This is a genomic window from Thermus sp. NEB1569, from assembly GCF_022385295.1.
Classification (GTDB): Bacteria; Deinococcota; Deinococci; order Deinococcales; family Thermaceae; genus Thermus; species Thermus scotoductus.
This window is the reverse complement of record NZ_CP092445.1, coordinates 1,700,321-1,719,730: the sequence shown is the minus strand read 5'-3', so window position 1 is coordinate 1,719,730 and position 19,410 is coordinate 1,700,321. Positions and strand designations below refer to the sequence as shown.

The following is a 19,410-nucleotide window of genomic DNA, read 5'->3' as shown; positions in this document are numbered from 1 at the left end:
CGGTATTCCTCCTCCGGCAAGGGGGCGTGGAAGGCTTCCCCATCTATATTATTTGGTCAACCAGACCCAGGCCCTCGAGGACCTCCCGCCATGCGGTGAAGGCCTCCCTTAGGGTTTCCTCGGAAAGGGGCTGGATCACAAGGCGGCCTGGGGCCAGGGGCACCACCCAGTGGAGGCTTTCGGAAACCTTCTTTTTGTCCCTAAGGAGGTAGGGAAGGAGGTCCTCCCAGGAAACCCGGGGGAGGGGAGGAGGAGAAAGCCACCTCAGGAGGCGGAGGACCAGGGGGGTGAGGTCCTCCCCTCCCAGGAGTTTGCCGAGAAGGGCAGCGTAGAGGAGGCCGTAGGCCACCGCTGCCCCGTGGGGGAGGGCGTGGCGGGTCTTGGCCTCCAGGGCGTGCCCCAGGGTGTGGCCCAGGTTTAATAGCCTCCTTTCCCCCTTTTCCGTGGGGTCCTGCTCGGTGATCCTCACCTTCACCGCCACCGCCTGGGCCAGATAGGCCTCGAGGCGGGGGCTTTCCGGCGTGAGGTCCTCCACCTCCAAAAGCCCTTCCTCCCTGGAGATGATCCCGTGCTTGAAGGCTTCCACCAGGCCCTCTTTGAAGGTGAAGGGGGGGAGGGTTTTGAGGGCCTCGAGCTCCGCATACACCCCTTGGGGAAAGTGGAAGGCTCCCACCAGGTTTTTCCCCTCAGGAAGGTTGATGCCGGTCTTACCCCCCACGCTGGCGTCCACCACGCTGAGGGTGGTGGTGGGGAAGGAGAGGTAGGGGATTCCCCGGAGGTAGGTGGCGGCCACAAACCCCCCCAGGTCGGTGAGGGTCCCTCCCCCCACCACCAGCAAGGTGGTGTTCCGGGGTAGGCCCTTTTCCGCCAGGAAGGAGAGGACTTGACCGTAGACGGCCAGGGTCTTGGCTCCCTCGCCCCCTTCCAGACCTAGCTGGTGTTGAACCCCGAGGCGTTCTGCCAGCTTCAGGGCAAAGCCTTCCACCCGCCGGTCGTAAAGAAGGGCCGAAGGACCTTCGGGGGTCCGGACCTCCTCGAGCACGCCTTCCCCAATCAGTATGGGGTAGGAAACAGGGTTACGGACGATGAGCCTTCGCATAGCTCCAAAGCTTCTCCACGATCTCCTCCACCACCTCCTCCACCTTCCGGTTGTCGGTGGAAACGTGCACGTGGGCCTCCCGGTAGATGGGGGTGCGGGCCTCGAGGAGGGTCCTTATCCTTTCCAGGGGGTTTTCCCCTTGCAAAAGGGGCCTTTCCCCTGGCTTGCGCAGGGTGCGCTCCAGGATGGTTTCCGGGCTGGCCCAGAGGGCCACCACCGGGCCTCTGGCCAAAAGCTTCCTGCGGTTTTCCGGATCCACGAAGGTACCCCCGCCCAAGGAGAGAACCAGGTACTCCTTGCCGAGAAGCTCCTGCACCGCCTCTCTCTCCATCTGCCGGAAGGCCTCTTCCCCCAGGTGGCGGAAGATATCGGGGATGGATAGCCCCGTGCGCCTTTCTATGTAGCGGTCCAGGTCGATGAAGTGGAGCATGAGGGTGCGGGCCAGCTCCCTACCGATGCGGCTTTTCCCCGCCCCCATGAAACCGGTGAGGCTGATGAAGGTGGCGGGGCGGGGAATCTCCAGGCGGGTCATGGAGCCATCCTACGCCTTTAGTAGGTTAGGACCCGAGCCTTGTACCGCTCCACCCGTTCCTGTATCTCCTCCATGGTGTCCCCGCCGAACTTCTCCAGGTAAGCCTGGGCCAGGACGATGGCGGATAGGGCGCAGAGGATCACGCTGGCGGCGGGCACGGCGGTGACGTCGGAGCGTTCCCTGGCGGCATCGGCGGGCTGGTGGGTCACCACGTCCACGGTGGGGAGGGGTTTCATCAGGGTGGCGATGGGCTTTAAGGCAGCCCTGAGGATGAGTTCCTCCCCGGTGGTCATGCCTCCCTCGAGGCCCCCCGCCCGGTTGGTGGTGCGGTAGAACCCCTTCTCCGGGCTCCAGTAGATGGGATCGTGAACCTCCGAGCCCCGCTTCATGGCGTTTTCAAAGGCGGGGCCGATTTCCATCCCCTTCACCGCGGGAATGGAAAGGGCCATCTGGGCCAGACGGCCATCCAGCTTGCGGTCCCACTGCACGTGGCTTCCCAGGCCCGGCACCAGGCCCCGGAAGCGGGCCTCGATCACCCCACCCAGGGTGTCCCCTTCCGCCTTGGCCTGGTCTATGCGGCGGATAACCTCGGCCTCGGCCTCGGGATCGGTCATGCGCAAGGGGCTTTCCTCTATGCGGGGTACCAGGTCCCAGGAGAAGGGAACCTGGGCCCACACCCCCGCCATACCCGGCACGTACCCAGTTCCCTCAACTCCAAGAAGGCTCAGGAACTTCAAGGCCACCGCTCCCACCGCCACCCGCATGGCGGTCTCCCGGGCGCTGGCCCTTTCCAGCACGTCCCGTAGGTCCTTGTGGCCGTACTTGATGCCTCCAGAAAGGTCGGCGTGGCCGGGGCGGGCGGCGGTGAGGGCCTTCTTGCGGGGCTCGTTCCCCGGGGCGGGGTCCATGATCTCCACCCAGTTCCGGTAGTCGGCGTTTCGGATGGCCAGGGCCACCGGGGCTCCCGTGGTACGCCCCGCCCTGACGCCGGCGCGGAACTCCACCCGGTCCGTTTCTATGACCATGCGCCTTCCCCGGCCATAGCCCTTCTGACGCCGTTCCAACCAGGGGTTGATGTCCTCCTCGGTGAGGGGGATGCCGGCGGGCAGGCCCTCAATGATGGTGAGAAGCTCAGGGCCATGGGACTCGCCTGCGGTCAGGAACCTCATGGGCCCATTGTAGGGCAAGCGACCTGGGATGGACCCAAGCCAGGGGATCAGCAAAGCCCAGCTTTGCAGGCTTGCCTCCCCTGGCTGGGAGGGGTAAAGGAGCTTAGCGGCTTGCGGTTTCCTTCAAGATGTCGGCGGTGATGACCACCAGTAGCTCCCGGTCGGTGGTCTCCTGGCTCCTTTGCTTGAAGAGTTCCCCAATCAGGGGGATATCCATGAGAAGGGGCACGCCCTGTTGCACCTGGGTGTTTTCCTGGGAGGTGAGGCCCCCGAGGACCACGGTCTGCCCGTCCCGCACCCTTAAGGTGGTGGTTACCACCTGCTTGGTGAAGCGGTCCACATCCCCATCCACCGGGTTGCGCTGGACGTTTCCGGAAACCTCCGCCTTGATGTTGAGGAGGATCTGCCCGTCGGCGGTGATCTGGGGGGTCACCTCCACGATGATGCCGATGTCAAAGGGTACCCGCTCCACCCGGTCATCCACCACCCGGCGGATGAGGAAGGTCTCCCCGGACTGCAGGCGGGCGGTTTGGTTGTTGAGGACGGTCTGGTTCACATCCCTGAGGGCCCGGGAAAGACCCTGGCGCTGGAGGGCCTCGAGGGTGGCCAGGATGTTCAGGGCAGCCAGGCTCCGGGTGCTGTCAAAGATCAGGGAAAGCCCAGAGTCCAGGATGCTGGCCGCCACATTTCCCCCGGCAATGGTGTTCCACTTGAGACCCAGGTTTCGGCTGAAGTTGGATTGCACCTCTTGGATGCGCACCCTCAGGTTCACCTGGGGCACCGCCTGGTCCAGCTTGGGAATAAGGCCTTCCACCAGGGCCAGATCCTCCTGTGTGCCCGTGACGATCAGGGTATTGGTGCGCTCGTCCGCCACCACCGTGGCCTGGCGTGTGGGGGCTTGGGGCTGGGCCTGGCTCTGGGGAACCTGGGCCTGCCGGGCTTGCAAGGCCTCCTGGAGCACCTTGGCCAGGTCGGCGGCCTTGGCGTTGGAGAGCTGGTAGGAACGCTGGAACACCGGGGGACCTTGCTCCGGAGCCCGGTCGATCTGGGCCAGGAGGGTTTCCACCTCGGAAAGTTGCTTTTCCGTGCCCCGCACCGAGAGGACCGGTTGCCCGGGCACCGTCTGTACCACGATCCCCGGCACCTCCCGAGCCAGGAAGGGAGCTACCTTTTCAGCATCGGCGAAGCGCAAGGGGTAGAGCCTCCGCACCGTGGCCTCCTGGGTGGGCGGGGCCACCTGGGGAGGCACATCGGCGGCCTTGAGGATCTCGGCGAAGAAGGCCTGATCGGCTTCGGTAGCCTCCAGGAGAAGGGCTTTGGGGTTACCCGGGACACCTTCCAGGCGGGCCCCTTTCAACTCCCTTTCCAGGACGGGCTTAAGCCTTTCCTGGGCTTCCTGGAAGGTGAGGTTCTGCAAGGCGTAGACCCGGCGCACCACGGGAGTGGGCTTGGGTACATCGGCCACCTTCAGGAGTTCGGCGATGCGGGCGTGGTCCTCCTCGGTGGCGGTGATAAGGGCCCGTTTGGGGTCGGTGGGGACCACGGCGATCTGGGCGTTGGGCACCTGGCCTTGCAGGAAGGCGAGGAGTTCGGGGAAGGTGGCATGGGTGAGGGTGTAGGTGCGCTCTACCCGAGGCTTGGGCAGGGTGAGGGCGGGCAAGGGGCGGAAGTCAATCCCTGCCCGCTGCAGGATGTCCGAGAAGCGAGTATGCTGTTCGGGAGTGGCTAGAACGGAGAGAAGGGCTCTGAGTTTGCCCCCTTCCTCCACCACAATCCAGTTCACGCTAAGCCCGCTGGCTTCCCGGGAAAGGAAGGGCAGGAGATCGTTTTGCACCCAGGCCTTGGCCCCATCTATGTTCACCACGGTGCGGGCCTGGCCCTGGGCGTCGGTTTCCGTGCGCCGATAGGCGATCTCGGGGATGGCCACCAGGTAGGGCTTCCGCTCCATGGCCCCGGTGCGGCTTGGAGCGTCCACCAAGGCGGTGATCACCTGGGTGGGGGCCACCACCACCACGTCGGGAGGCAGGAAGAGGTAGTCCAGGTTGAACTGGGTGCCGTAGGTGGCGAAGAGGAGGTCCCAGACTTCCCGGAAGGGTTTGCCCTGGAAGTCCAACTTGATGTTGGGTAAGGGGGGCTGGGCCTTGGCTGGATCGCCGGAAGCATCGTAGGCCCGGTAGATAAGGGGCTGAAGGCCCACGCTCCGGGCTAGGGCTTCCAGGACCACATCCAGAGGCAGGGTGAGCCCGGCCCGCACCTGGCTTTCGGATACCTTCAGGTCCACCTTGGCGTCAAAGCGGGGTTCCTGGGGAAGGCTTCCCGCCCATGCCCCGGCACCCAGGGCCAAAAGGGTGGGGATCAGAAGTTTCATAAGGGCTTTTCTCACTGGCCACCTCCTGCTTGCATGCTGTCTAGGACAATCTCAAGGCTTTCATCCTTCAAGGCCAACACCACCCGGTCGCTTTCTATGCGGCGAAGCACTGCCTCGCTACCTGGAAGAAGGCTACCCACGGGTAGCACCAAGTAACCCTCCTTGCTTTCCAGGATAGCCACGCTCACCGGACCCAGAAGGGTGCCGGTTAGCTTGAGACCCCTTTCCTCCACCAGGGTCTGCAAGGGGGTTTTGGGGGAAGTGGTGGGGGAAGATTCAGTTTTTCCTCCCTCTGGAGTTTGGGGTGCCCTGGGTAAAGGAGCCTCCACAAGGCCAGCGGGTGGGGTGAGGGGAGGTGGAGTGTCCACCTGGGCTTTGGGGGTTTCCACCTGGAAAGCAGGGGTAAGCACCTTGGGAGCGGGCAGGGCTCCCTGGCTTCCCGGGAGAGGCCGGGGTGAAGCTTGAACGCTTGGGGTGGGCAAGGGTGTTCCCTGGGTTACCCGGACAGGGGCCCCTGTGGGTACGGGGGTGGGCCTAGGTGCCGGGGCAGGGGAGGGCACGGGGGGAGAAGGTGGAGCTTCCACCACCAGGGGCACAAAGGGGTTTGGAAGCGGGGCCTCTTGTTGCGTTTTGGGGATGGGCAAGGCTGTGGTCAAGACGGGCTCGCCTGCTTTAGGGGCTTTCTGGGAAGGAGAAGCCTCGGGGCTAGGCTTCGCCGCTTGGTCTTGGGGGGCAGTTTCGGCAAGGGGCGGGATGGGTGGAGCTTCTATGGCCTTGGGAGCCTCCGCTCCCTGGCTGGGCACCTGAGGTTGGCCGGGGGTGGGTTGCACCTCCATGGGTGCCTGGGCGGGCAGGTAGAAACCCACATACCAAAGCGCCACGGCGCTCACCAGGAGAAGGCCCGCCAGGAGGAGCTTGGTGGACTGGGGTAGGTTGCGCCAAGCCGTGGCCAGGCGCGCTAGAAGGGCTTTCACCGACCACCTCCTTGGCCTGTTTGCGGCGATGGGGTTGCTTGCGTCTTTGTGGTTCCTTCAGACTGGCCTAGGTCTTTGGCCAGAACGTAGAGGGTGAGGGTCAGGCTGGTGTTGAGGCTTGGGTTAACCTCCTGACCCTGGACGCTCAGGTTCAGCCCGGAGATGGAGCTGAAGCGGGAAAGCCCTTCCAGACGCTGTAGGTAGGCGTAGGTTTCGGGGAAGGGGGCCTCGAGGGAAAGGGCCAGGTTCACCGCCCGCACCTCCGGCACCGGGGCCGAGGTGGGGGAGCGGGTGAAGGAACGCACCGTGACCCCGCTCCTTAGGGCTTCGGTCAGGATCTCGTTCAGGACCTGGGAAAGCCGTTCCTCCTTGGGAAGCGCCCTCAGAAAGGCTTGGCGCTCGGCTTGTAGCTCAGCGATGGTGGCCCGGAGTTCTGGAAGGGCGCGCTGGGCTTGCCTTCCTTTATCCCGTTCGGGAATAAGGGCGTTGATCTCCTGGCGCACGCTTTCCGTTTCCTGGCGCATGGGAACGATGAGGAGGAAGTACCAGAGGAGGGCCACCACCAAGGTGAGGGCGATGGCGATCAGGGCCCATTCCCGCTGTCCAAGTCTAGCGAGCACTTTCCCCACCTCCCACCAGGCCCACCCGGGCGCTGAAGGTATAAAGCCCCCGGTTCTGGTCCAGGGAAGCCCCCTGGAACTCTATGCCGAATCGGGGTGAGGTTTCAAAAGCCCGCACGAAGTTCACCAGGGCGTTTTGGTTCAGGGCTTCCCCCTGCACGGTGAACTCCACCTGCACCTTCTTGCCATCATAGGTCCCGGCTTGAGCCATCCGGTTAGCCTCGTCCTCGGGAATGGCCCGGGTACCCACGGAGCGCAAGGCCACAGGAAGCCGCCCTCCCTCCTGGGGTACCTGGCGGATGAAGGCCGCCAGGTACTCGGACCAGGGGACGAAGTTCTTCTTAAGGCCTTCCCGGATGGCGAGGAGGGCCTCGAGGGCCTTCCTCTCCTGCACCAGGCGGTTTTGTTCGGCAATAAAGGGTTTTAGGGCCTCTACCTCAGCTTTCAGGGCATCCCTTTCCTGCTTGGCCAGGGTAAGTTCGGTGTAGGCGGTGTAGTGGAGAAAGCCCAAAAAGGAAAGGGTCAGCAGGGCAAAGGCCCCCGCCGCCAGGCGCCACCAACCCGGTTCAATGCGGCGGCGCAGGTTTTTGGGGAGAAGGTTAAGCCTAATCAAGGGGCATCACCCCCCGTAAGGCCAGGCCCACGGGCACCATGAACTCCGGTCCCAGCTCCTTTAGCTTTTCCAGGTCAAAGCGCCTGGGATCCACCTGGATGCCCTGCCAGGGGTCGGGGACGGTGAAGTTGACCCCCAGGGTATCGGTAAGCAGGGTGGGCAGGCCCCTAAGCCGGCTTCCCCCGCCGTAGAGGTACCCTACCTCCGGCTGTATGTCACCCAGTTGCACGCGGAAAAACTCCAGGCTCCGACGGATCTCCTGAGTGAGTTCCACCAGGATGGGCCGGATGGCATCGTAGATTTTGGCGGGGCTGTACCGCTCCCTTTCGGCGTCAAAGTCCAAAAGAAGCTCCTCGTCCTCGGTGGGGATGGTGGCGAGGCCGTAGGTGCGCTTCACCTCCTCGGCGGTGAGGAAGTCCAGGCCAAAGCTTTTCCCGATGGCTTCGGTGAAGTCCTTGCCGGAGAGGGTGAGGATCCGCACCGCCAAGGGACGGTCTCCCTTAAGGAGAACCAGGCTGGTGCTTTCTGCCCCGATTTCTACGGCCACGGAAACCCCTTCCGGGTCGCTGCTGAGCTGGGCTTCCAGGGGATAAAGCCCGGCAAAGGGCTTCACATCCAAGATGATGGGGGTCAGACCTGCTCCCCGCAGGGCTTCCAGCAAGGAGGCCACTGCTTCCTGCCGGGCGGCCCCCACCATGACCTCCACCTGCTCCCCATCGGCTACCTCGGCCAGGGGATCCAGGGGGGCGAAGTCCAGGACCACCTCGTCAATGGGGAAGGGGATGTACCGCTCCGCTTCCCAGCGAACCGCCTCCTCCATCTCCTTGAGGGGCATCTTGGGCACCTGAAGGGTGCGCAGGATCACGCTGGGATTGGGCACGGCAGTCACCACGTAGCGCTTTTTGGTCCGGGCTTCGGCGAGAAGTTCCTTAAGTTCCTGGGCCAGGGCCTGGGGTTCGGCGATCACCCCTTCCACCAGCATTCCTGGGGGAGTGGGCCGGGTGGCCAGGGCTCTGAGGGCGGGGGGATTTCCGGAGAGCTCCACCAGCTTTAGGTTGGCGGTGCCGATCTCCAGGCCCAGCGCCTCCACGCGGGGTTTGAATAGCTTGCTAAAACCCGAAAACACGTTGCCTCCTTAACACGGGGCGGTGTAGCTGCTATACGCCATAGGCTAACCTACGCGCAGCATACACGTTCTATCGTGGATTGGGAAGAATGCCTTAGGAGTGCACTTGATTGTTGCACGCCTGCAAAAGCGCAGATCCCCTCGAGGACCTCCCCTCGAGGGGCGCTCAGGTGAAGGCCTTAAAGGGCCTTTAGCGTTTCCACCACTGCCTTGGTAAAGGTTTCCGTGGTGGCGGTTCCCCCCAGGTCCGGGGTGCGGGGGCCCTTTTCCAGCACCAGGTCCACGGCCTTTTCCACCTTCTTGGCCGCCTCCTTCTCTCCCAGGTACTCCAGCATCATGGCCGCGGAGAGGATGGTGGCGGTGGGGTTGGCGATCCCCTTGCCGGCGATATCGGGGGCGGAACCGTGCACGGGCTCAAAGACCGCCGCAGTATCCCCGATGTTGGCGGAAGGCGCAAGGCCCAGGCCCCCCACCAAGCCAGCAGTGAGGTCGGAGAGGATGTCCCCCAGGAGGTTGGTGGTGACGATCACGTCAAAGCGCTCGGGGCGCATGACAAGCTGCATGGCGCAGTTGTCCACGATGATGTCCTGCACGTTCACCAAGGGGTAGTCCTTGGCCACCTCCCGCACCGTATCCAGGAAAAGCCCCTGGGTCACGGGGAGCACGTTGGCTTTGTGGGCGATGTGCAGGGTTTTGCGGGGGCGGCTTTCCGCAATCTTCAAGGCCACGCGGCCGATGCGTTCGCTGGCCTTCTTGGAGATCACCGCATCGGCGATGGCCACATCCAGGTAGCGCCGTTCCTGCTCCACGTAAAGCCCCTCGGTGTTCTCCCGCACGATGATGAGGTCCACTCCGCTCCGGCTTCCCGGCACGGGGCGGCTTTTGGCAGGGCGCACGTTGGCGTAGAGGTCCAGCCTGCGCCTGAGGTAGCGGATGGCCCCGAAGAAGCCCGGCACCTTTCTTGTGGGGCTGGTGGCAGCCCCGAAGAGGGTGGCCTGGCAGGAAAGGATTTTCTCCACGGTTTCCTCGGGCACGGAAACCCCTCTTCGCTCAAAGGTTTCCCAGCCCGCTTCGGCCTCCACGAACTCCAGGGGAAGCCCGGTGGCTTCCAAGACCTTCCTGGCCGCCGGGATCACCTCGTGGCCGATACCGTCGCCCTCAATCAAGCAGATGCGATACGCCATATTGCCTCCGGACTTAGGGGTAAGCCCCCTCCTTGGGAATATACACTACACCGGGCCTAGATGGTGCCGGCCTCAAATGCGAAGGGCAAGTAGAAGAAAGACCAGCAGGAGAAAGGCCAGCACCCTAAGGGCTGCCTGGCGCCTGGGAAGCCGCCTTCCCCCTGCCCTCAAGGCTCCTTCCACCACCACCCCGGCGATTCCCGCCAGGATGAAGAGGTCCCCCGGGCTTGCCGCCTTGCGCAAGGGGGGAAGAGGAATGACGTCCCCCAGGAAGGGAAGGCGGGTGGATTCATCCAAAAGGCTATGCACGGCGTCGGCCCTGGTTTTTAGAAGCTCCTCCCAGCCTTCTATGCCTGCTTTCTTAAGGGTGTCCAGGCTTACCGGCATGTGACCCCCATTGGCAAAGATGACCAGGGTGTTCAGAAGGAGGCCGAAAAGCACCGGGTAGAGGCTTTTCAGGTGCCGGTTCCGGTAAAGCCCGTACCCCACCAGGAAGAGGACCAACACCTTGGCTAGAGGACCTGCCCACTCGGGTCGGAACAGGCCCCGGTAGGTGCCGTAGGCCAAGCCCCCTTCCACCAGGGCGGCCAGGAGAAAGGCCCAGGAAGCCCTTAGCTCTATTGCTCCGAGGTCCTTTGCCCTGGCTCCGAGGGCGAGGGCGAGGCCGATTCCGAAAAGAGCAGCGGCAAGGTAGAGCGTGATACCGATCCCTCCTTTGCGTCCAGGTAAGCCTGGCGGTCGCGCCACAAGGGGTTTTGGTGCCAGAGCTGGGTGAAGAGCTTGACCAGCTTGGGGTCAAACTGGATGCCGGAAAGATCCTGGATTTCCTTTAGGGCCTCCTCTGAGGATTTGGCCGGGCGGTAGGGGCGGCTTGCGGTCATGGCCTCGTAGGCATCGGCCAGGCCCACGATGCGGGCCTCCTCGGGGATCTCGTGACCGGCAAGTTCCTTGGGGTAGCCGCGGCCGTCCCAGCGCTCGTGGTGGTGGAGGATGACGTTATAGACCACGGGGCCAAAGGCCACCTTTTGCGCCGGCTTCAGGAGCTCGGCCCCCTTGGTGGTATGGCTTTGCACAATCTGGTACTCCTTTGGGGTGAGTTTATCCGGCTTTAAGAGAAGGGCTTCCGGAATACCGATCTTGCCGATGTCGTGAAGCCGGGCGGCCCGGTAGATTTCCTGGGCCTTGGCCTCATCCTTGTAGAGGGCCCGCGCCAGGTCGCGGGCGATGTCGGCCACGCGCTCGGAGTGCAAGCGGGTTTCCGGTTCCTTGGCCTCCAAAGCGTGCATGAGGACTTCCAGGGTGGCGTCAAAAGCTTGCTCCAAGCGCACCTTCTCGTCCCAGTAGAAGCGGCTATAGTAGAGGGGTATCAGCCCCCTTTTCGGATATTCACCTGCGTACTCACCTCACGCCACCACCCGCAACACCCGGGTGATGGGCAGACCCGCCTGCCCAAGAAGCTGGGCCACCACGCTCCAGGCCATCACCCAAGCTTCCACTTGCAGGGCCACCGCCTTCAGCCCCCGTACCCTCCCCACCGCCCCCACCAGCCCCATCGGCCCCTTCAGCAGACCAAAAACCGTCTCCAGCTCCCACCGCCGCCCCAAAAGCCTCCGGTACGCACCTCTCCCCCGCCGCCGCAGGTTCAAAAGCCGCCCCCTCCCCTTTGGCCTTCCCCGTCTCCGGTTATGCCCCGTCACCAGAAGCATCCCTCGCCTCCTCGCCAACCGAAAGTTGGCTTCCCCCTCGTAGGCCGCGTCCGCCACCACCACGGGGGGCTTCTCCCCAGGAAACCTCTCCACCCCCCAGAGCATCCCCCGCCCCACCGGGGAGTCGTGCCATGAGGCCGGGGTCACCCGTAGGGCCAGCACCTCCCCCGTGTCCAGGTCCACGAGGAGGTGGAGCTTGTACCCATAAACCCAGCCCCCATCCGAGCCCACGCCCCAAGCCGCCTCCCCATCCGACCTCTGGGCGGGGAGAAGGGTGGCGTCCATGGCCAGCACCCGCCTCCCCCGGCCCACCCGCTTCCCTCCCCGCAGGAGGGGCCAGGGTAGCTTCCGGCTCCGCTCGCTGAGGGTGGCAGAGGAGGGAACGCGCTCTAGACCGAGGCGCTTGCGGAGCCTAGGGTTGCGGGCCAGTTCCCGGCGCATGCGTTCGCTGGAGAAGCCCAGGAGGGCGCGGACCAGGTGGAAGAGAAAGAGGCTGAGGTCGGAGAAGGTCCTGGGCCTGCCGGGTTTTCTCTCCCCTTCTGGCAAGCGGGCTTGGAGCCATGCCTGGAGCAGGGGGACCAGTTCCTCCAGGGGCAGGGGTAGGATGGAAGGGGGCGTCTGGTGTTCTTCCACAGCTCACCAAGCGCCCCCTTTTCCTTTGGCTTGTCAAGGGGGTATGCATTGAATATCCGAAAGGGGGGGAGGGGTATCAGGAAGAAAAGGACCGTCCACCCTCCCCAGCCGCCCAACAATGGGGTTTCGTAGGCCCGGGCCAGGAGGAGGGCGATGGGGGAGAGGAAGAGGTAGCTGACCGTAAGCCAACCGAAGTTTTTTCTCCACACCTCCCTCAAGGGGGTACCGCTGGCTAAGTGGATAGCCAGGGAAACTAAGCTAGTGTTGACGAAGAAAAGCGCCATTGTCGCCAAGCCAATACCCATTCCGGCACTTAGGTCCAGGGTTCCCAGAAGGAGGGGGTTGGCCTGGAAAAACCCCCAGACCAGGGCGGCGGCCAGGGTGGCCAGGGCGTCCTGGGAGCGGTTGAAGAGCTGTTTGTACCACACGTTATCGCTGGGTTGAAAGAGGAAGACCCAAAGGGGGGCCAGCCAAGGGGGAGCCAGGGCCACCAGGGCCAGGGCGAAGAGGAAAAGGTGGCTTACGCTGGCATTGAGGGGCAGGCGGATCTCCACCCGCACGCTCCAGAAGACCAAGCCGGCCCAGAAGAGGAGGTCTAACCAGCTTAGCCCGGGCGGGGGAAGGCTGAACCCGTGGCGCAAAAGGAGGTAGCCCTCCGCTAGGAGGAAGGCTGCGAAGACGCTGAGAACATAGACCAGCACCCGGGGTGGGGGCAGGTCCAGGCCGCGAAGCCTTTGCCGCATACTGGCCTAAGCATAACACGAGGCCCCCTCTAGGGGGCCAAAGAAAAAACGGCCAGCTTGTGGCCGTTCGTTACTTCCAGTGCACGGTAGCCCCAGCCGCCAGCCCCAAAGCCACCAGAGAGCCGAGAAGCGCCAGAACCTTAGCGATTAGCTTCTTCATCTTCATCCCTCCTTTTCCTAGAGCTTCCGGGGGGTTGGCCCCGTTTGCTTGTCTTTCACTTTAGGGGGGTCTGTCAATACTGTCAAGAGGTAAAGAATAGGTATGTACACGGCAAAAATAGGCACTCCACCAACAATTTTCTGGATAAAATCAAATTTACACTACCCAGCCTAGCACATCCCTGGCCAGCTGGGTAGTACCCTGGGGAGCGAGGGGGGACCTTCCGGGTTGGGGGGAATGCCCTTAAAAAAACAGGGAGGCCGTGGAGCCCCTGCTCCCACGGCCTGCCCAATACACCTTTTGGAATACACCCCGTAAATTCATCGGCAATATCCTAAAAATCAATGCCTTCTGTGCCGAGAAATCTTTTATCTGAATGCCCACCCGGAATCCGTAGGGTTTCCTTCCAGGTTCCCACCCCCTTGAGGGGTAGTGTAGCAAAAGGGTCAATCCCGGGTAGGAACAAAGGAAAGCCGCCCTCTTCAGGAGGGCGGTTTGGCTTTCTCCCTGGTGCCGAGGGGCGGAATCGAACCGCCGACACTGCGATTTTCAGTCGCATGCTCTACCAACTGAGCTACCTCGGCCTGGCGGCCCCGACGGGACTCGAACCCGCGATCTCCCACGTGACAGGCGGGTGTGTTAACCAACTACACCACGGGGCCTTAGGTTGTTGCCGGGTCGGGGGCGTCCGACCGGGCACTTAGGATGATAGCCGGGGGAAAGGGCGGTGTCAAGCTTAAGCTGGAGCGAGGTCTTCGCCTACCACAGGACCCGGAAGGGCATAGGGAAGCGTAGCCTCTTGGTGGACCGGGGGGAGTCGGGGTACCGGAATGTTTTCTTGCCCGATGGCCGCATCCTCTACCAGGGGGAGGGCAAGCGGGGAAACCAGGAGCCCGTTGGGGGAAATCTTTGCCTGCTTTTGGCCCAGAAAAGAGGCACCCCGCTTAGGGTCTTCCTCCGGGAGCGGCCCGGTCTCTGGCGGGACCTGGGGTGCTACCGGGTGGAAGGTCACCGGTACAGCCTTCTCCCTGAGGAGGGTCGGTGGGTGTACTGGTTTACCCTTGCCCCTTGTGGATGCGAAGAAGGCCTTTAAGGGTTAGGTCCTCGTCCACCACGTCAAAGGAAGGGCAGAGATCCCTTAGGGTTTCCGCAAAGCCCCCGGTGGCGATCACCAGGGCTTCTCCGGCTTCCTCCTTGAAGCGGCGCACCATGCCCTCCACCAAGGCGGCATAGCCCAGGACCAGGCCCGAGCGCAGGGCGTCCAGGGTGTTCTTGCCCACCACCTGGGTGGGAGGGACCAGGTCTATGCGGGGGAGCTTGGCGGTCCTGGCCGCCAGGGCGTCGGCGGCGGTCTGGGGGCCGATGGTGATGGCCCCGCCCAGGTAGCGGTTGGGGGCCTCTACCAGGTCAAAGGTGGTGGCGGTGCCGAAGTCCACCACGATGTAGCGGCCCGTGGGGCTTTCGTAGCCCAAAGCGCCCACGGCGTTCACCAGGCGGTCGGTGCCAGCTTCCTTGGGGTTGTCTATGCATACCTCGAGCCCTGTGGCCCCGGCATCCACCACCTGGGCTTTGATGCTGAAGAGCTTCTCTATGGCTTCCTTCATCTCCCTCTCCACGGGGGGCACCACGCTGGAGAGGAGGGCGGCATTGGGAGGGGGGAGGTTTTCCAGGGCGAAGAGATTTCTTAGCATTACCCGGTACTCGCTTTCCATGCGCATCCGATCGGTGTGGATACGGAAGTGGGCGACGAGCTCCTCCCCGGAGAAGACCCCAAGGGCGGTGGAGGTGTTGCCGATGTCTATGGCCAGGAGCATGGCGCTTAGCCTTGGGTCTCTTGGCCTTCTTCCCAGGGCTCCAGCACCACCTTGACGGTGATCTCGGCGTTGAGGCTGGCGGAAACGGAGCAGTACTTGGTGTGGGAAAGGTGGGCGGCGCGCTCGAGGGCCTCCAGGGTCACGTTGGGCCCTGAGGCGATGTGGGTCACGGTGATGTGGGTGTAGCGCCTGGGGTGGGTTTCCGCCCGGATGCCCTCCACCTCCACCCGGTAGCGGGCCAGGGGCTGCTTTTTCTTCTTCATGATGTCCACCACGTCGTAGGCAGTGCAGGCCCCTAGGGCCATGAGGAGGAGCTCCATGGGACGGGGGCCGGTGGCGGGCTGGTCTCCGTCGATCATCACCTTGTCCCCTTGCTCGTTCATTCCCAGGAAGCGGTGGCCTACCAGATGGTGGATCACGACCTTCTTCGTCATGAGCCGGATTTTATCAGGCTTTAACCTTTCCCGCTAGAATGGGCGTAGATGCGGGTATTGCTTCTGGTTTTTGCCTTGGTATGGAGCCTGGCCTGGGCCTTTCCCCGCGTGGGGGTGCACGAGGGCTTTACCCGCCTGGTCTTTGACCTGCCCTCTAAGGAGGTACAACATACCCTTTCTCAGGAAAACGGCCAACTGGTTTTGGTCTTGAAGGGGGTTAAGGCATCTCCCTTGGACCAGGTGGTGAACTCCCCGGAGGTGGTTTCCATAGAGACCATCCCGGAGGGGGAAGGGGTGCGGGTGGTGGTGCGCCTGAAGGGGCCGGTGGAGGCCAAGGTGGTGCGCTATACCGACCCTGATCGGTTGGTGGTGGACTTAACGCTCAAGAAGGAGGCCGCTTCCCCGGCCAAGCCTGCTTCGGACCCCCCCCGCAACCGACCCCCCAAGCCGCCCAAACCCGTGGTCCTCCTGGACCCTGGCCACGGGGGGGTGGACCCGGGGATGGTGGGGTATGTGGTGGAAAAAGAGGTGGTACTGGATGTGGCCCTTCGCCTCAAGCGCCTGCTGGAAAGGGAGGGAATAGAGGTGCGCCTCACCCGGGACCGGGATATGCACCTGTCCCCGGACAAGCGGGAGGACCTTTCCCGGCGGGCGGCCCTGGCGGATAGCTCCCAGGTGAACCTTTTTATCTCCCTCCACGTGAACGCCACGCCCACCCGCACCGCCCAAGGGGTGGAGGTGTTTTACTTTGGCCGGGCCCAGGATGCCCGGGTTTTGACCCAAGTGATCCGGGAAAACGGCGGCGGGGAGTTGGGAAAGCGCCTTACCCAGGAAGCCCGCACCGTGGCGGAGAGGATTCTCTTTGACATTGTGGCCCAGGCCAACCAGCGCTACAGCCAGCGCCTGGCGGAAACCCTGGGGCGGCATCTTTCCCAGGCCTCGGGAAGCACCTACCGGGGGACCTTCCCGGGCGACTTCTTCGTGCTTCGCTACGCCAAGGTACCGGCGGTCTTGGTGGAGATGGGCTTCGGGGACCATCCGGTGGAGGGAAGGCGGCTTGCCGACCCCACCTACCGGGAGAAGGTGGCCCAGGGGCTTCTTTCGGGCATCCTCACCTTTTTGGCCAACGGGGCCTATGCCCGCTGAGGGCTAGGGAGGGGGAAGGGAAGGCTCAGTCCGGTTTGGGATCGGGGCCAGGAGGGCAGGCGTTGAGCCTTAGAGTGGGTTCGGGATCCCAGGCCACAGGTTTAAAGGGCGGAGCCCAGAAGGGTGGAGAGGATCCAGCAGGAAGCCATTTCAAGGGAAGGGAAACCCCTCGAGGGCCTCCTTTGCCGAGGGGAAGCGTTCCTTGGGGGATTTGGCCAGGAGGCGCTCCAAATAGGCCTGCTGCGGAGGGGCCAGGCCGGGGATGGGGGGCACGGGCTCCTGAAGATGCCCCAGGAGGACCTCCTCCGGCCCACCCACAAAGGGATGTTCCCCGGAGAGGATCCAGTAGAGGATGATGCCCGCCGCGTACACATCGGCTTCGGGGCCGGGGCTTTGCCCCAGGACCTGTTCGGGGGCCAGGTAGGGTAGGGTGCCCACCCTAAGGGGTTTTCGGAAGGCCTCGAGGGCCGGCCCTGAGAGGTCAAAGTCCACCAGCTTGGCCTCGTCCGTTCCCGCCACGATGAAGTTTTCCGGCTTCACGTCCCGGTGCACCAGGCCCTTGGCGTGCATGTGGGCCAAGGCCATGAGGAGCTGGCGGAAGACGTATAAGGCCCGAGGGCGCTCGGGGCGGCGCCCCATCCAGCGCCCCATCTCCTCCCCAGGGGCGTAGGCCAGGAGGAGGGCGGGGCCTTCCTCGAGGTCCAGGCTTTCCAGAACCGGGTTCAGGTTGGGGTGGGAAAGCTGCTTCCCTACCCAGAACTCCCGGTTGCGCCTGGCCTCGGCCCCCTTGGGGAAGACCTTGAGGGCGTAAGGGGTGCCAAAGCGGTCAAAGGCCAGGTAGACGGTGGCCAAGGCTCCGTGCCCCAGGGGGCGCACCACGCGGTATCGGTTCAGGAGGACTTTCCCCGCCAGGCTCACCGCCTCCACTATATCCAGCCTTCACCTCTTTCACTAAAGAAGCCGTTAGGATTTTGGCGTGCGTGGCCTGGCACTTTCCGGTGGAGGGGCTAGGGGGCTTGCCCATATCGGGGCCCTCGAGGTCTTCCTGGAGGCGGGTTTGGACTTCCAGGTGGTGGCGGGAACCAGCATGGGGGCCATCGTGGGGGCCCTTTACGCCGCGGGCAAGACCCCGGAGGAGATGCTGGCCCTAGCCCGCCGGACCCCCTGGCTTGGCCTTTTGGGCTTCTCCCCCCGGGAGGGAATATTTTCGCGGCGAAAGCTTCTGGACTTCCTAGCGGAACACCTGCCCAAGAGCTTTGACGCGCTGAAGAAGCCCCTGGCGGTCACCACCGTGGACGTGGTTTCGGGGAGGCTTCTTTTTCTCACCCAGGGGGACCTGCCAAGCGCCGTCCTGGCCTCCGCCGCTTATCCCGGGCTTCTTGCCCCGGTGGAGCGGGAGGGGCAAATCCTCTTTGATGGGGGGGTCCTGGACAACCTGCCGGTGGACGCCGCCCGCCTTTTGGGGGCCACAGAGGTCTGGGTCGTGGATGTCACGCCGGAGCGGGAGGTGGCAGGGGCTCCCAGGGGCCTTCTGGCCCTGGCCCGGCGGGCGGTGGACCTCATGCAACTTCACCTCACCTCCGTCCGCCTTACCCTGTACGCCCCGGAGGTGTACGTCAGGCCCAGCCTGCCCGGGGTGGGCATAGAGGACTTCCGTCGCTTGGAGGAAATAGTGCAGGCTGGGCGCGAGGCGGCGAAAAAGGCGATTGCCGGTAAAGTAGGAGGGGTATGAAGGCGTTTTGGGAGTATCTTTTCAAGGAGTGGTTCCGCCAGGTGGGGGAAGCCCTGCTGGTGGCGTTTTTGGTCACCACCTTTGTCTTCACCACCGTGGGGGTGGTGGGGCAGAGCATGTTTCCCACGCTGAAAAACGGGGAGCGGGTTTTGGTGCCCAAGTGGGAAACCTGGCTGGTGCGCTTTGGCCTGATGGAGTGGAAAAGGGGAGAGATCGCCATCCTTAAGCCTCCGGAAGGAACCCCCAACGCCACTGCCCGCTTTCCCGTACTGGGTTTTAGCTTCAGGGCCTTCTTCATCAAGCGCATCGTGGCGGTACCCGGGGATGAAGTTTACGTGGAGCGGGGGGTGGTCTACGTCAACGGGAAGCCCCTGGACGAAAGGCACATCACCGACCACATCGCCCCTTGGCCCGACTCCTTTCCCGGGGTTTGCTACAAGGACGGGCGCATGACCCGAATCCTCACCCAGCAAGGGGATTTCCCCGTGGAGCTTCTTCCCGCCTACTTGAAACCCCTAAGGGAGATGCTTCTGCCCCCTTCGCAGGAGGTCCTGGCCCGAAGCCGCCTCACCGAGGCCTGTGAGGTGGGGAAAATCCGCCTCAAGAAGGGGTACTACTTCGTCATGGGGGATAACCGTACCCTGGGGGGTTCTGAGGACTCCCGCACCTTTGGTCCGGTACCCTTGGAGGCCATCGCCGGCAGGGCCAGCTTCGTGTGGTGGCCCATCTTCGTGCGGGAAGAAGGGGGGATTCGCCTGAACCTGAGGAGGCTTTCCCCACCCCCCGCCTACCAGGTGCCCTGAAGCACGGCCACCACCAACCGGCCGGGGCCGTGCACCCCTTTGACCATCACCTGGCCAATGTCGGCGCTTTTGGAGGGCCCGGAGTGAAGGCCTATGGCGCTGGGAAGGGATTTCAGGTCCAAAAAGGCCTCGAGGAGGCTGGGATAAAGCCGCTCTTCCTCCACCAGGACCAGGTGAACGGGGGGCAAGAGCTGGGCCTTCCTGCCATCCTCCGAGGAGAGGGCCACGGTACCCGTTTCCGCCACGGCGAAAAGGGCCCGGGAAACCCCTAAGGGGGCCTCTTCGGGAGGAAGCTCCGGCAGGAGGCGGAGGGCGTCGGGTACCCCTTTGCCGTAAGCGGCTCCGGAAAGCCCCTGGGCCAGGTCGGCAAGAAGCTTCCTGGCTCCTTCCTTATCCACAAGGTGGCCTTCAGCCCCATTCTCCGCCAGGCGTTTCAGGAAAAGCTCCAGGGGATCTTGGGAAAAAGCCGGGTGGGGATGTTCGGGGAGAAGGGCCTTGGGCCTTTCCTTAAGGGCATGCCGTATGCGGCTTAGGATGCGGGATTTGGCGTCCAT

The 19,410-nt window shown here is 63.7% G+C and carries 20 protein-coding genes, 2 tRNA genes and 1 pseudogene; 4 read left to right on the top strand and 19 right to left on the bottom strand.

The window, feature by feature from the left end:
- Positions 1-43: 43 nt before the first annotated feature.
- The 15 genes and pseudogenes from MI302_RS09805 to MI302_RS09735 all read right to left on the bottom strand — a co-directional run bounded on the left by MI302_RS09805 (position 44) and on the right by MI302_RS09735 (position 13,589).
- Positions 44-1,099: a 3-dehydroquinate synthase family protein gene (locus MI302_RS09805; protein ID WP_239725644.1), complete on the bottom strand. Its 1,056-nt coding sequence runs from the start codon at positions 1,097-1,099 to the stop codon at positions 44-46.
- Entirely contained in the window at positions 1,077-1,631 is a 555-nt protein-coding gene (locus tag MI302_RS09800; protein ID WP_015717940.1) for a shikimate kinase, read from the bottom strand. The genes MI302_RS09805 and MI302_RS09800 overlap by 23 nt, the downstream gene beginning before the upstream one ends.
- Before the next feature lie 17 nt (positions 1,632-1,648).
- Positions 1,649-2,800, bottom strand: a complete 1,152-nt coding sequence (gene aroC / locus MI302_RS09795; protein WP_019550802.1) for a chorismate synthase — start codon at positions 2,798-2,800, stop codon at positions 1,649-1,651.
- Between the two features lie 103 nt (positions 2,801-2,903).
- Positions 2,904-5,168, bottom strand: a complete 2,265-nt coding sequence (locus MI302_RS09790) for a secretin N-terminal domain-containing protein (protein WP_239725643.1) — start codon at positions 5,166-5,168, stop codon at positions 2,904-2,906.
- An 11-nt stretch (positions 5,169-5,179) separates the two neighbouring features.
- Entirely contained in the window at positions 5,180-6,142 is a 963-nt protein-coding gene (locus MI302_RS09785; protein ID WP_239725642.1) for a competence protein, read from the bottom strand.
- Positions 6,139-6,762, bottom strand: a complete 624-nt coding sequence (locus tag MI302_RS09780) for a type 4a pilus biogenesis protein PilO (RefSeq protein ID WP_015717936.1) — start codon at positions 6,760-6,762, stop codon at positions 6,139-6,141. The genes MI302_RS09785 and MI302_RS09780 overlap by 4 nt, the downstream gene beginning before the upstream one ends.
- Positions 6,752-7,375: a flagellar protein FliT gene (locus tag MI302_RS09775; RefSeq protein ID WP_239725641.1), complete on the bottom strand. Its 624-nt coding sequence runs from the start codon at positions 7,373-7,375 to the stop codon at positions 6,752-6,754. The genes MI302_RS09780 and MI302_RS09775 overlap by 11 nt, the downstream gene beginning before the upstream one ends.
- Positions 7,368-8,501 (bottom strand): type IV pilus assembly protein PilM, encoded by a 1,134-nt coding sequence (gene pilM / locus MI302_RS09770; RefSeq protein ID WP_239725640.1) that lies wholly within the window; start codon positions 8,499-8,501, stop codon positions 7,368-7,370. The genes MI302_RS09775 and pilM overlap by 8 nt, the downstream gene beginning before the upstream one ends.
- A gap of 179 nt (positions 8,502-8,680) precedes the next feature.
- Positions 8,681-9,685, bottom strand: a complete 1,005-nt coding sequence (locus MI302_RS09765; RefSeq protein ID WP_054392201.1) for a homoisocitrate dehydrogenase — start codon at positions 9,683-9,685, stop codon at positions 8,681-8,683.
- Between the two features lie 72 nt (positions 9,686-9,757).
- Positions 9,758-10,252, bottom strand: a complete 495-nt coding sequence (locus tag MI302_RS09760) for a DUF5317 domain-containing protein (protein ID WP_239725639.1) — start codon at positions 10,250-10,252, stop codon at positions 9,758-9,760.
- Positions 10,253-10,302: 50 nt separating this feature from the next.
- Positions 10,303-11,055 (bottom strand): annotated as a pseudogene (locus MI302_RS09755) (HD-GYP domain-containing protein); the annotation flags it as partial.
- A gap of 33 nt (positions 11,056-11,088) precedes the next feature.
- Complete coding sequence (locus MI302_RS09750) at positions 11,089-11,832, bottom strand: transposase (RefSeq protein ID WP_135260897.1); 744 nt, start codon at positions 11,830-11,832, stop codon at positions 11,089-11,091.
- The gene (locus MI302_RS09745; protein ID WP_370687340.1) at positions 11,781-12,767 is read right to left on the bottom strand and encodes a hypothetical protein; all 987 of its coding nucleotides are present in this window, start codon (positions 12,765-12,767) and stop codon (positions 11,781-11,783) included. The genes MI302_RS09750 and MI302_RS09745 overlap by 52 nt, the downstream gene beginning before the upstream one ends.
- A gap of 668 nt (positions 12,768-13,435) precedes the next feature.
- A tRNA-Phe gene (locus tag MI302_RS09740) sits at positions 13,436-13,511 on the bottom strand.
- A gap of 1 nt (position 13,512) precedes the next feature.
- Positions 13,513-13,589 (bottom strand) — tRNA-Asp (locus MI302_RS09735).
- Positions 13,590-13,654: 65 nt separating this feature from the next.
- On the opposite strand from MI302_RS09735, the gene MI302_RS09730 reads away from it, so the two are divergent.
- Positions 13,655-14,020: a hypothetical protein gene (locus MI302_RS09730; protein WP_126165298.1), complete on the top strand. Its 366-nt coding sequence runs from the start codon at positions 13,655-13,657 to the stop codon at positions 14,018-14,020.
- Here MI302_RS09730 and MI302_RS09725 read toward each other — a convergent pair.
- Together MI302_RS09725 and MI302_RS09720 are read right to left on the bottom strand one after the other, a co-directional pair.
- Positions 13,983-14,741, bottom strand: coding sequence for a type III pantothenate kinase (locus MI302_RS09725; protein ID WP_019550794.1), 759 nt, complete (start codon positions 14,739-14,741; stop codon positions 13,983-13,985). The two genes, MI302_RS09730 and MI302_RS09725, sit on opposite strands and share 38 nt — an antisense overlap.
- Before the next feature lie 5 nt (positions 14,742-14,746).
- Entirely contained in the window at positions 14,747-15,175 is a 429-nt protein-coding gene (locus MI302_RS09720; RefSeq protein ID WP_026328999.1) for an OsmC family protein, read from the bottom strand.
- Positions 15,176-15,223: 48 nt separating this feature from the next.
- On the opposite strand from MI302_RS09720, the gene MI302_RS09715 reads away from it, so the two are divergent.
- A complete protein-coding gene (locus MI302_RS09715; protein ID WP_239725637.1) occupies positions 15,224-16,321 on the top strand; it encodes an N-acetylmuramoyl-L-alanine amidase in 1,098 nt (365 codons plus the stop codon).
- Positions 16,322-16,471: 150 nt separating this feature from the next.
- Here the strand turns inward: MI302_RS09715 and MI302_RS09710 are convergent, their stop codons facing one another.
- The gene (locus MI302_RS09710) at positions 16,472-17,248 is read right to left on the bottom strand and encodes a serine/threonine-protein kinase (protein WP_239725636.1); all 777 of its coding nucleotides are present in this window, start codon (positions 17,246-17,248) and stop codon (positions 16,472-16,474) included.
- Between the two features lie 49 nt (positions 17,249-17,297).
- Between MI302_RS09710 and MI302_RS09705 the strand changes: the two genes are divergently transcribed.
- Together MI302_RS09705 and lepB are read left to right on the top strand one after the other, a co-directional pair.
- Complete coding sequence (locus tag MI302_RS09705) at positions 17,298-18,053, top strand: patatin-like phospholipase family protein (RefSeq protein ID WP_239725635.1); 756 nt, start codon at positions 17,298-17,300, stop codon at positions 18,051-18,053.
- The gene (gene lepB / locus MI302_RS09700; protein WP_054392312.1) at positions 18,050-18,856 is read left to right on the top strand and encodes a signal peptidase I; all 807 of its coding nucleotides are present in this window, start codon (positions 18,050-18,052) and stop codon (positions 18,854-18,856) included. Before MI302_RS09705 ends, lepB begins: the two co-directional genes overlap by 4 nt.
- Here the strand turns inward: lepB and MI302_RS09695 are convergent.
- The gene (locus MI302_RS09695) at positions 18,841-19,410 is read right to left on the bottom strand and encodes a lactate utilization protein (protein WP_019551727.1); all 570 of its coding nucleotides are present in this window, start codon (positions 19,408-19,410) and stop codon (positions 18,841-18,843) included. The two genes, lepB and MI302_RS09695, sit on opposite strands and share 16 nt — an antisense overlap.